General features: G+C 56.8%; 9 protein-coding genes and 1 pseudogene. 2 read left to right on the plus strand and 8 right to left on the minus strand.

The annotated features are described in order from the left end of the window. Window positions 1-216, minus strand: a pseudogene (locus tag QVO43_RS00745) (amidohydrolase); the annotation flags it as partial. A gap of 26 nt (window positions 217-242) precedes the next feature. Continuing rightward, entirely contained in the window at window positions 243-1463 is a 1221-nt protein-coding gene (locus tag QVO43_RS00750; protein WP_022486717.1) for a Zn-dependent hydrolase, read from the minus strand. Window positions 1464-1627: 164 nt separating this feature from the next. Here QVO43_RS00750 and QVO43_RS00755 point away from each other — a divergent pair, with 164 nt between their 5' ends. Beyond that, on the plus strand, window positions 1628-2524 hold the full coding sequence (locus tag QVO43_RS00755) for an AraC family transcriptional regulator (RefSeq protein WP_022486718.1): 897 nt from the start codon (window positions 1628-1630) through the stop codon (window positions 2522-2524). A 4-nt stretch (window positions 2525-2528) separates the two neighbouring features. Here the strand turns inward: QVO43_RS00755 and QVO43_RS00760 are convergent, their stop codons facing one another. Both QVO43_RS00760 and QVO43_RS00765 read right to left on the minus strand, forming a co-directional pair. Continuing rightward, window positions 2529-2921: an ArsR/SmtB family transcription factor gene (locus QVO43_RS00760; protein WP_022486719.1), complete on the minus strand. Its 393-nt coding sequence runs from the start codon at window positions 2919-2921 to the stop codon at window positions 2529-2531. 86 nt (window positions 2922-3007) lie between these two features. Further along, the gene (locus tag QVO43_RS00765) at window positions 3008-4474 is read right to left on the minus strand and encodes a C69 family dipeptidase (protein WP_288174251.1); all 1467 of its coding nucleotides are present in this window, start codon (window positions 4472-4474) and stop codon (window positions 3008-3010) included. Window positions 4475-4627: 153 nt separating this feature from the next. Between QVO43_RS00765 and QVO43_RS00770 the strand changes: the two genes are divergently transcribed. Continuing rightward, window positions 4628-5638 (plus strand): oxidoreductase, encoded by a 1011-nt coding sequence (locus QVO43_RS00770; protein WP_022486721.1) that lies wholly within the window; start codon window positions 4628-4630, stop codon window positions 5636-5638. Window positions 5639-5673: 35 nt separating this feature from the next. Here the strand turns inward: QVO43_RS00770 and QVO43_RS00775 are convergent, their stop codons facing one another. The 4 genes from QVO43_RS00775 to thiW all read right to left on the minus strand — a co-directional run bounded on the left by QVO43_RS00775 (window position 5674) and on the right by thiW (window position 10033). Next, window positions 5674-6768 carry an amidohydrolase family protein gene (locus QVO43_RS00775; RefSeq protein ID WP_022486722.1) on the minus strand — a complete coding sequence of 365 codons (1095 nt, stop codon included), beginning with the start codon at window positions 6766-6768 and terminating at the stop codon, window positions 5674-5676. A 123-nt stretch (window positions 6769-6891) separates the two neighbouring features. Beyond that, the gene (locus QVO43_RS00780) at window positions 6892-8484 is read right to left on the minus strand and encodes an AbgT family transporter (protein ID WP_022486723.1); all 1593 of its coding nucleotides are present in this window, start codon (window positions 8482-8484) and stop codon (window positions 6892-6894) included. Window positions 8485-8670: 186 nt separating this feature from the next. Continuing rightward, a complete protein-coding gene (gene thiM, locus QVO43_RS00785; RefSeq protein WP_154488785.1) occupies window positions 8671-9516 on the minus strand; it encodes a hydroxyethylthiazole kinase in 846 nt (281 codons plus the stop codon). Continuing rightward, window positions 9446-10033, minus strand: coding sequence for an energy coupling factor transporter S component ThiW (gene thiW / locus QVO43_RS00790; RefSeq protein ID WP_022486725.1), 588 nt, complete (start codon window positions 10031-10033; stop codon window positions 9446-9448). Before thiW ends, thiM begins: the two co-directional genes overlap by 71 nt. Window positions 10034-10459: the final 426 nt, after the last annotated feature.

The raw sequence follows: 10459 nt of genomic DNA on the forward strand, positions 1-10459 counted from the left end.
AGCATCCATATCCGCTCGGATGCCGATACAGCCTCCGCCGTTCCCGCACCGGAGAGTGCCTACCACTCCGGTCTTGCCGATGCCTTCTTCCACCTGGATCCCCCAGGCCCGCATCTGTTCTGCAACCAGCTGGGGAGCCGTTTTTTCCTCAAAGGCCGTATCCGGATGCTGATGGAGATAATGGCGCCAAGCCGTCAGTTGTTCTTTGAAATCCATTTCAATCCTCTCTCCCATCCCCTTTCTTATGCCCCGATCATTTCCCGCACCACATCCAAGAACACATTGGCCCCGTTGATGCAGGCCTGGTCCGGGGTGTATTCGGCCGGATTGTGGCTGATGCCTTTGACGCTGGGTACAAAGATCATGGCGGTGGGACAGATCCGAGCCATCATCTGGGCGTCCTGACCGGCTCCGGACACCATCCGGCGGCATTTCAAGTTCCGGGCAGCAGCGGCTTTTTCCACTTTCTGACAAATTCCTTCATCAAAGGGCACTGGATCGAAACAGGTCATCCGTTTGGCGGTGATTTCCACGCCCTCTTCCTGGGCCAGCTGTTCCAGATAGGCAGCCAGGATCTCTTCATCTCCATCCAATCTGGCCTTGTCCGGATTCCGCAGGTCGATGGTGAATTTCGCCTCACTGGGGATCACGTTCACCGCATTGGGCTGGTAGGCCATGGTGCCGATGGTGCACACCCCGCCGGATTTTTCCACCATCTGCCGACAGAACACATTGACTTTGGCCGCAGCCAGGCCCGCATCGTGGCGGAGCCGTGTGGGCGTAGTCCCTGCATGGTTGGCGGCTCCTTTGATGGTCACTTGCTGCCAGTGGATGCCCTGGAGATTTTCTACAGCTCCGATATCGTACCCTTCCACATCCATGATGGGGCCCTGTTCGATGTGGAGTTCCAGAAAGGCAAAGGGCTTCAGGAACCCGGGTTCCACGGTACCCCCATATCCGATCCGCTTCAGTTCTTTCCCCAGGATGGTCCCATCTGTGCCTACAGAAGCCAGGGCTTCTTCGCAGGAAAGTCCCCCTGCGTACACCAGGCTGCCCATCATATCGGGCGAATACCGGACCCCTTCTTCGTTGGTGAACACTCCCACTACAAGAGGATGCTTGGGACGGACCCCTTGTTCCTGGAGGGTTTGGCACAGTTCGATGCCAGCCAGCACCCCCAGACAGCCGTCATACTGACCGGCATTGATCACCGTATCGATGTGGGACCCCACCATCATGGGAGTTTCTCCCTTGTTTTCCGGCGTTTCCCAGATGCCGAAGATATTCCCGATCCGGTCCACCACTACCTGGAGACCGGCTTCCTCCATCCATGCTGCTACCTGATCCCGGCCCTGCCGATTGGTATCACTGGCCGCCAGCCGGATCCGCCTGCCATCCTCTCCAATGCCGATTTTTCCCAAAGTATTGATATGTTCCATCAGACGCTTTCCATTGATTTCCATACTGTATACCTCCTTGGACTCCCTTTCTTGATGGTTTCATTATAAGAAATCCCTAGAAGGGATTCTATGCGAATCCTGATGAAAAATATCACTAAATTGCGTTTTTTGAAAAGTCTGTTATACTGGAACCAAATCCATCTTCTTCAGACGAAAGGAGTTTTTCCATGCAGGTCACCAACATCCCAGTGGATGCCAGAAACCGGGAATCCACCCGCCACGGGACCCATGGATTTCCCATGGCTGTCTACAATTCCATTCTAAGCCGCAATGTACTGGGTTATACCCGGCTGCACTGGCATGAAGAACTGCAGTTCTGCGCCGTAGTCCAGGGTACTGTGACTTTTTCCGTCAACGAAGCCAGTTGTCAGCTTGAGACCGGAGATGGCATTTTCATCAACAGCGGTTATCTCCACATGGCCCGCCCTCTGGGAAATCCGGATGCAGGCTACATTTGCTTGGATATCCATCCCCGGCTGCTCTGCGGATTTCCCGGTTCTGTACTGGAACAAGACTATGTGCTTCCAGCCCTCTCAGATCCTGTACTGACTGCCCGGCCCCTGTATCGAAAGGATCCTTGGCAGGCGGATGTGCTCCAGAAAATCCGTGAAATCTACCAGGAAAGTGAAACAAAAAGACCGGGCTGGGAACTTCTTGCCACAGCCCGGGTCTATGAAATTTTTGCCGCCATTCTCTGCCACCATCCATCGGATGATTTCCGGACACGGAAATGGTCCCGGGCCAATACCGTGGCCCAGCGGATCCTCAGCTACCTGACAGCCCATTATGGGGAAAGAATCACCCTGGCTCAAATAGCTGCTTATGCATCCTATACAGAAAGCGAATGCTGCCGCATCTTCAAACGGTTCACGGGAGAATCCATCTTTGCCTATCTCCGGGAACTGCGCTTGGAACAGAGTGTCCGACTGCTGGATTCCACCGACCAGTCCATCAGTGAAATTGGAGAAAACTGTGGGTTCAGCTCCCCCAGTTACTACATAGAAGCTTTCCGTCAGCAGTTCCACTGTACACCCTTCCAGTACCGGAAGAAAAAGCGCTCATGACTCTTTACTCTTCACTCTTTACTGTCTGCTTTCCCTCCTGCTCCGGGCAGGTGATGTCGATGAGGAGTTCGATCATGTGGTGGAGGAGCCGGACTTCCTCGGTGTTGGCGGCTTTGTAGTACATTTCTTTGCCGGCCCGGCGGCTGATGATCAGGCCGTTTTCCCGGAGGATCTTCAGATGATGGGACAGAGCCGGGCTGCTCATGTGCATCAGGACAGACAGGTTGATGACACATTCTTCCATGTGGCACAGGAACCAGAACAGTTTGATCCGGTTGGCGTCCGCCAGGCTGCTGAACAGCCCGGACACCGCAGAAAAATTGGCATTTTCCGGCAGATCTTTCAGGATGTAGTTGATATTTTCTCCATGATTGTGGGGCAGTTGGTCCGCTGACATAACGATTCCTCCAATAGTCTTGTTGGGATTATTATAACATAAAAAAGGGGGTGAAAGAATTCACCCCCCCGGTCGCAGGCCGGGGCTCACGCATCCGACCGGGCAAATCCGTTCTTCATTCCGTTGCTGGCGGCGTAAAGGACCTGGCCCAGGACTTTCTTGGTCTCTTCTCTGGCCATGGCGGCCATGGTTTCGTTCCGGGCTTCCAGATACCGGCTTACATTCTCTCCGGCTTCTCCCCGGTCTCCTTCCTTCAGCAGGGCATGGGCCCGGGCGGCCACTTTGTTCTGGTAACGCTCGATCAGATTGGCGCAGGCGCCGAAATGAGCATCGGCCAGGGCCCCGATCAGTCGGTTAGCCCAATAGAACTGATTGGAATCCGGTTCTTCTCCCGTAACCGCCAGATAGTCCGGGGTCTTGTCCACATTGGTGTAGAAAGGCACAAAGGCATTGAACACATTGCATCCTTCGGCGATCCATTCCACGGCCCGCCGGTTTTCCGGCAGGTCCGGCCGCAGCTGGGTGAGAGCCAGGAAGTTGGTCCGGTTGATGCCGATGGGACGGTATTTCCCCCGAAGGCTCCCGTCCCCTTTGTGGCCGTAAGGATCGTAGGGAGTCCCCTGGTAGTGACTGCTGAGGATGTATTTCACGTCTTCCACGGTCACCTTCCGGTCCGGTTCCACGGACCAGGGCAGATCGTCGTCTTCCGGATGGAACGGCGCTTCCGGTCCTTCCCACTGGACACTGAAGGGAGTCAGGCACCGGAGCATGTACCAGGCCCGGGGTGTGTTGTAGGTATGGTCCGCATCATCGTGGCTGCCAAAGGCGGACCGGCAGTCAAAGGCCGTATCTTCCGCCACCGGCCCTTCCCGGTCTTCCGCAAGGGTCAGATCCAGGTGGTTGTCTTCAATGAATTCCGCCAGATCCCGGGAGCACAGGTTGTCCTTTCCCTGGTCCAGGGCGTCCGCCAGGTCCAGGAAATCGATGCCCTGCTGGTTGGGCATGACCACCGCCTCGTCGTCAGGCACCCGTTTGGCAATCCAGTGATGGCCCCCGATGCTTTCCAGCCACCAGATTTCATTCACATCCTGGAACCCGATGCCGTTCATCTCATAAGTGCCGTACTGTTCCAGCAGGCTCCCCAGCCGCAGCACCCCTTCCCGGGCAGACCGGATATAGGGCAGCACCAGGGTCAGCAGGTCCTCTTCGCCAATGCCTCCCGGCACCAGAGGATCCGCCCCCAATACCCGGGGATTGGAGGTGATGGTTTCCGTTTCCGTCATGGCCACATTGGCGGCGTTGATCCCCGCCTCTCCCCAGATCCCTTCCGTGGCCTGGGCATTGGGCATGGCCGTATAGCGCAGAGGATTGTCCGGGAGGTCGATTTCCACTTGGGAAATCACGCTTTTGTAGTGCCGGGGCTGGTCCTCCGGCCGGACCACGATGAACTTCTTGGCGGTAAACTGTCCGGAAGGAGAATCCTCGTTCCGGGCCATCATGGTGGATCCGTCAACGGTTGCATTCTTTCCTACTAATAATGTGGTACAAGGCATTGTTCTGTCCCCTTTCCTGTCTTCTTCTTATTTATTGTAGCAAGCTAACCGGAGGAATGCAATCTTACCGACTTTTACACCCGCCTTGCTTTTCCCCTGATTCTCTTGTATAATGCCAAATGTATACAAAACGATTACAGGAGGGATTTTCTCATGAACCATCCCCTGCTCCACCAGCCCATCTCCCTGGGTTCCCTGACCCTGAAGAACCGTCTGGTGCTGCCTCCCATGGCTACGGAAAAATCGGACAAGGGCCAGGTGACACAGGCCCTTGTGGATTATTATGGAGATATGGCCCAGAGCGGGCCAGCCCTGATCATCCAGGAACACTGCTTCGTTGCTCCGGAAGGCCGGGCCAGTGTCCATCAAATTGCCTTTGATGAAAGGGCAGATCTGGACGGGTTGAAACGGATCACCGCCGCCGTCCACCAGCACCATGTCCCCATCCTGGCCCAGCTGAGCCATGCAGGCAGTGCAGCCCATAAGGCCCTGACAGGACAGGAGCCTCTGGGGCCCAGTGCCGTCCTGAACCCGGCCCGGACCGCTTCCGCCTACGGCCAGCCGGAACTGCCCCGTCCCATGGGGGAAAAAGACCTGGTCCGGGTGCGGGACGCCTTTGCCGCGGCCGCCCTCAGAGCCCGGGAAGCCGGCTACGACGGAGTGGAGATCCACGCTGCCCACGGGTACCTGCTGAACCAGTTCTATTCTCCCCTTACCAACAAACGGACGGATGCCTATACCGGCAGCACCCTGGAAGGCCGTACCCGTTATCTCCGGGAAGTGATCCAGGCTGTACGGGCCGCCGTCCCGGCTGATTTTGCGGTGACCCTGCGGTTGGGAGGCGGGGACTACATGGAAGGCGGCTCCCGGCCGGAAGAACTGCCCCAGGCTGTGGAACTGCTGCAGCAGGAAGGCCTGGACGGCATCAGCCTGTCCGGCGGCCTGTGCATCTTTTTCCGTCCCGGCCACCCGGAACCCGGTTATTTTGCAGAACTGTCCCAGGCCGCCAAAGAAACGGCCCGGATCCCGGTGCTCCTTACCGGAGGCATCGTCACAGGAGATCAGGCAGAACACTTCCTGGCCACCGGTCAGGCCGATCTCATAGGCCTGGGCCGGGCCGCCCTGAAAGACCATCATGTGTTCCGGAAGATATTGGAAGAATAGCAAAGGGGCTGCTGCATGCGCAGCAGCCCCCTTTTTCACACCCTTTTCCCGTCAATGAATACCGCTACCGGATCCTGGATCACCACGAAGGGTTTGTCCTTCCAGATCACCAGGTCCGCGTCTTTACCGGGGGCCAGGTTCCCTACCCGGTCTTCCACCCCCATGACTCTTGCCGGGTTGATGGTAACCGCTTCCAGGGCCCGTTCATAAGGCATCCCTTTGGCAATGGCCAGGCCGGCGCATACAGGCAGGTATTCCAGGGGAATCACCGGCGCGTCGGTGATCAGACACACGTCCCGGCCTTCCGCCAGTTTCACCACGTTTTCAAAGCTCTTTCCGTGGAGCTCCACCTTGCCCCGGTGTCCCAGGGTGGGTCCCAGCAGCAGGGGGATCTCCGGCCGTTTCCGGAGGAAGTCCAGCACCTCGGCTCCGCAGGTCACATGGTCCAGGGTGAATTTCAGATGGAATTCATCGCAGATCCGCACAGCCGTCACAATGTCGATGGCTTCATGGCAGTGGATCTTCAGGGCCTTTTCGCCCCGGATCACCGGGATCATAGGTTCCAGTTTCATGTCGAATTTGTGGTTGGGGTCTTCTGCATAAGCCTTGGCCTGGAACAGGAAATTCCGCAGGGTGGCGGCAATCCCCATCCGGGTGGTTTCGTAGCCTTTCTTGGGGTTTTCTCCCAAGGCGCATTTCATGGCGAAATAGGGATCCAGCACCATGTCATCGATTACGTTCCCCACCGTCTTGATACAGGCGTACTGGCCGCCGATCACGTTCAGGGACCCGGGGCCGCTGGCGCAGGTGGTGATCCCTGCTTCCCGGGCTTCTTTAAAGTTCACACTCTGGGGATTGATGGCATCGATGGCCCGCATTTCCGGGGACAGGATGCTCTTTTTTTCGTTGTGGTCGGAATAGAATTCCCCCTGGGAATCCGCCTTCAGCCCCAGATGGGTATGGGCGTCCACCAGGCCGGGCGTCACATACATTTCCTGGACATCCACTTCCACCTCTTCTTCGGCGTCGATGTGGGGAGCGATCTGGGCGATTTTCCCCTCCCGGATCAGGATGTCATAGATTCCCCGTTCCGTACCGGGGTTCAACAGATTGGCATTGCGGATCAGCATATTATTTGCCTCCTTGGTATCGTTCATCGTTGGTCGTTGTCCCTCCGGGGAAACCCATCCACCGTCCTTCGGACGGGTCCCCTTCCCAGCAGGACTCTTCACTCTTTACTCATCCCTCTTCACTCAGATATACAGCGTCACCCCCGGCCCGATGGGCAGGCCCAGGACCATCCAGACGATAAACATGGTGGTCATGGTGGCCAGGAGCACCATGGAATAGGGAATGGTCAGGGAGAAGATGGTCCCCATACCGATGTCCCTCTGTTCCGTTTCTCCCGGACGCAGGGGAATCAGCCCTTCACTCTGGTATTCTTCCAGGAGCCCGATGATCACCGGCAGAGCCGAGTGCAGCGGGGAACAGATGTTGGTGCAGGAATCCCCGATCCGGTAGGCCAGCTGGGCATAGGCCGGATGCACGTGGAGGATGGCAAACATGGGCACCACCATGGGAGCGATCAGCAGCCATTTGGAAGAACCGCTGGTCATGAAGGGGTTCACCAGGGTGGTGACAAAGATCACCATCAGACACAGGGGCAGCACCCCTACGTCGGCCCCTTTCAGCACTTCCGCCCCGGCAATGGCCACAATCTTGAAGATGTTGGACTTGTTCACCATGTCGATGAACACACAGGCCATAAAAGTGGTGGTCATGAGAGGAATGGCGGTTTTCAGCCCGGCGTTCAGGATGCCCGCCAGGTCCCGTCCTTTCTTGATCTGTCCGGTGGCAAAGGCATAGGGCATGCCGGTGCTCACAAACAGGAAGGCGATGATCATGGTAATCCCCTGGAACAGAGGAGATTTGGGCAGGAAGCCTCCCTGGGGATTCCGGAGGATGGCACCGGAAGGAACGGTTAGAAGGGCCATCACCGCCACAAAGAACAGGAAGCCGTACCCGGCCCATCGAAGGCCTTTTTCCTGTTCTGGAGAAGGTTTGTACTGTTCCAGAAGGGACCGGTCCACGATGCCTTCCCCGTCCCCTACCATTTTACACACAACCTTCTCGGTAAACAAGGTCAGGGTAATGGCCAGGAAGAAGGTGGCGGACGCCATGAAGAAATAGTTGATGGCCGGGTTGATGGCCACCGGCAGGCCCATTTGTTCCACGATGTTTTCCGTGATCCCGGCCAGCAGGGCATCCGTGCCGGCCAGGAACAGGTTGGCGGTAAAGCCCCCGCTGCAGCCCGCATAGCCCAGGATCACCCCGATCAGGGGGTTCCGTCCCATGGCGTGGAAGATTACGCCCCCGATGGCCAGGGAGAAATACGTCCCGGCGTCGCTCATCAGGTTGGCGTTCACCGCCATAAAAGCCACCGCAAAGGTAATCAGGGATTTGGGAGCCTTCAGCAGGTATTTTTTCATCAGGCTTTCAAAGAAACCGGTCTTGTCGATGAAAGCCGTGGTGGCCATCATGATCAGTGTCAGTTTCAGCGGTGTGTACCCCACATAGATATCCGGATACTTGGTAATCAGATACCGGAAATTGTCCGCTGAAAGAAGATTGACCACTTTTACGGTCACTTCCTTCCCCGCAGCTCCAGCGGTTTTGGAAGCGCTGTAGTAGGTGATGCTGGTCCCCAGCTGACTGAAAACAAAGGATAAAATAAGGACTGCCACCAGAAGGATACCAAACAGGATAAAGGGATGGGGCAGTTTGTTGCCGCCTTTTTCGATGATGTCGATCAGGCGGTTCATGAGAGATTTCTTTTCTTTTGCCATGGGATCACCTCGAAGCAGAATATTGTCGACCCCATTATAAGGGATAAAAAGTTGTCTGTCTAGTCTGAATTTTTTGTGTTTACTGTATTTTCCATTATTTTATAGCAGAGAAAAGAATTTGTGAAGAGTTCCATAGAAAAGATGGAATCCTGTCCGTTTTACAGGGACAAAAAAAGAGACCGAGGCTTACCCAACGGTCTCTGCCATCTTCACTTTCTCCGCCACCTGCTCCCCGGTCAGGTTGGACAGGGCATCCAGCAGACGGATGTGGAAGGTGCCCAGCCCAGGACAATCCTTGGCGGCTTCTTCCCCGGCAATACCCAGGACCGCTGTGCCCAGGGCCGCGGCGGCCAGGGAGGATCCACAGGCGTGCCAGGTACCTGCCAGGGCCCCCACCATGCAGCCGGTGCCGGTGAGACGGCCCAGAAGGGGCGTCCCGTTGGCAATGCCGAAGGCGGTCTCTCCGTCCGTCACCAGGTCCACTGCCCCGGTGACCAGGAGTACCGCTCCGTGCTGCCGGGCATACTGGCCGAAGGCACGGGCATCTGCGGCGAAGTTTTCCCTGGTCACCGCATCCGCCGCCCCGGCATCCACTCCGTGGGCATGGGCGGAAAGGCCGCAGAGGGTCCGGATTTCCGAACTGTTCCCCTTGATGATCCCGGGCCGGTTGTGTTCGATGAACTGCTGGGCGTACACCAGCCGAAGGGTGCTGCAGGCTACCCCTACGGCATCCAGCAGGATGGGGATGCCTTTTTCATGGGCCTTTTCCCCGGCGATTTTCATGGCTTCCAGCCGTTCCTCATTGATGTTCCCCAGATTCACCACCAGGGAATCTGCCGCCTCCACGATCTCTTCCACCTCCTGAGGGTGGGAGGCCATGGTGGGACTTCCCCCCACAGCCAGGATGGCGTTGGCGCTGTCATTCATGGTGATGGCATGGGTCATGCAGTGGATCAGCGGTTCATTTTCCCGCACCCTGGACATGATGTCCATAAAGGTTCCGGGCAGCTTGCTGATGACTTCCCCGGTCATAGATATTCACTCCCAATTTTCTCTGGAATTCCAACAGGGTCCCGTTCCGGGACAGAATGGTGAGCAGCCCGAAGGCAATGGAACCGCCGATCAGGGTGCCGGCAATGAAGCTGGGCACGTAGAACATCCAGGAAAGGCCAGTGCGGCCCATGAGGATTTCCATTACAGGATAGGACACCATGGCCCCGATGATCCCGGTGCCGATCACTTCACCCAGGCAGGCGGCAATGATCTTGCCCCCGCTGGCCCGGTAGAAGATCCCTGAAAGGGCAGCCCCGAACACCGCCCCGGTCAGGGCCAGAGGCGGGATCCCCATCACCGTCATCCGGATGATGCCGATGAGAGTGGCACACAGGAGAGAATACCAGGGCCCCAGCATCACCGAACAGGTAATGTTGATCAGATGGGCCATGGGGCACATGCCTTCCACCCGGAGAATGGGGGAAATCACAACCCCCAGACCGATCATCATGGACAAAAACACCAGGCGCAGGACTTTTTGCTGTTTGCTTTCCATAAAAAAACTCCACTCCTTACTGGACCGGTCTGCCGATCCTTCGGGAGTGGAATCGATTCCATTGCCGTATCCATTCCACAGCGCCAAAAAAGATGGCAAAAGCCAATCCTGACGGTCGGTACTGTGGTACCCTCTCAACCCGGCACACGGGCTCCCTCGCTGTAAAATGAATACCGATCCAGGGCGCTCCCCCTCGATCGTTACAAGTATAGCAGATTGGGGGAATTTGTTCAAGGGGAGAGTCGGGCCGGTATGTGTCAACAAGTTCTCGGTAAATCCTTCATCACAGTATCGTTATTCATTCATGTCCGAAAGTGAAGAGTGCAGAGCATGGACCCGTAGAGGCCGCACAACCGGCGGCTCGCCAGATGTACGAATCTCTGACCCCAACGATGTAGGGGTTTCGCCGCAGGCAAACCCGTCCCG

This window comes from Acidaminococcus sp. CAG:542 (assembly GCF_000437815.1).
Taxonomy (GTDB): Bacteria; Bacillota; Negativicutes; order Acidaminococcales; family Acidaminococcaceae; genus Acidaminococcus.

What these genes read in the sequence shown, in the direction of transcription:
- QVO43_RS00750 (WP_022486717.1), bottom strand. Translation starts at nt 1,463, where the DNA reads ATGGAAATCAATGGAAAGCGTCTGATGGAACATATCAATACTTTGGGA.
- QVO43_RS00755 (WP_022486718.1), top strand. Translation starts at nt 1,628, where the DNA reads ATGCAGGTCACCAACATCCCAGTGGATGCCAGAAACCGGGAATCCACC.
- QVO43_RS00760 (WP_022486719.1), bottom strand. Translation starts at nt 2,921, where the DNA reads ATGTCAGCGGACCAACTGCCCCACAATCATGGAGAAAATATCAACTAC.
- QVO43_RS00765 (WP_288174251.1), bottom strand. Translation starts at nt 4,474, where the DNA reads ATGCCTTGTACCACATTATTAGTAGGAAAGAATGCAACCGTTGACGGA.
- QVO43_RS00770 (WP_022486721.1), top strand. Translation starts at nt 4,628, where the DNA reads ATGAACCATCCCCTGCTCCACCAGCCCATCTCCCTGGGTTCCCTGACC.
- QVO43_RS00775 (WP_022486722.1), bottom strand. Translation starts at nt 6,768, where the DNA reads ATGCTGATCCGCAATGCCAATCTGTTGAACCCCGGTACGGAACGGGGA.
- QVO43_RS00780 (WP_022486723.1), bottom strand. Translation starts at nt 8,484, where the DNA reads ATGGCAAAAGAAAAGAAATCTCTCATGAACCGCCTGATCGACATCATC.
- thiM (WP_154488785.1), bottom strand. Translation starts at nt 9,516, where the DNA reads ATGACCGGGGAAGTCATCAGCAAGCTGCCCGGAACCTTTATGGACATC.
- thiW (WP_022486725.1), bottom strand. Translation starts at nt 10,033, where the DNA reads ATGGAAAGCAAACAGCAAAAAGTCCTGCGCCTGGTGTTTTTGTCCATG.